Origin of the sequence: Bradyrhizobium uaiense (assembly GCF_010811875.1) — a bacterium.
GTDB lineage: Bacteria > Pseudomonadota > Alphaproteobacteria > Rhizobiales > Xanthobacteraceae > Bradyrhizobium > Bradyrhizobium uaiense.
Window position 1 is genome coordinate 1 of the sequence record NZ_VKHP01000882.1, and the last position, 245, is coordinate 245.

Here is a 245-nt window from a genome sequence, read left to right on the forward strand (position 1 = left end):
GAAGCGGCGATGACGTGGCCGATGCGGTCTCGGTAATCGCGCGTCCTGATGATCGGCGCCTTTGATTTAACATAGAATTTGGCCTCGGCGACGCCTGGTACGGCGGCCGCTCGACTGTCGCCGTCGACCTAATCGAGTGGTCGATCACACCATTCCCGACCATTGGCGAACAGGAACAATCTGCGGTCCCTCACCTCCCCGAACCAGACCAGGTGGCGCCAGGTAAAAGGTGATCGTCGCCAAAG

At 60.0% G+C, this 245-nt stretch carries 1 pseudogene; it reads right to left on the reverse strand.

The annotated features are described in order from the left end of the window. Positions 1-128: pseudogene (locus FNJ47_RS55200) on the reverse strand (ATP-grasp domain-containing protein); the annotation flags it as partial. Positions 129-245: the final 117 nt, after the last annotated feature.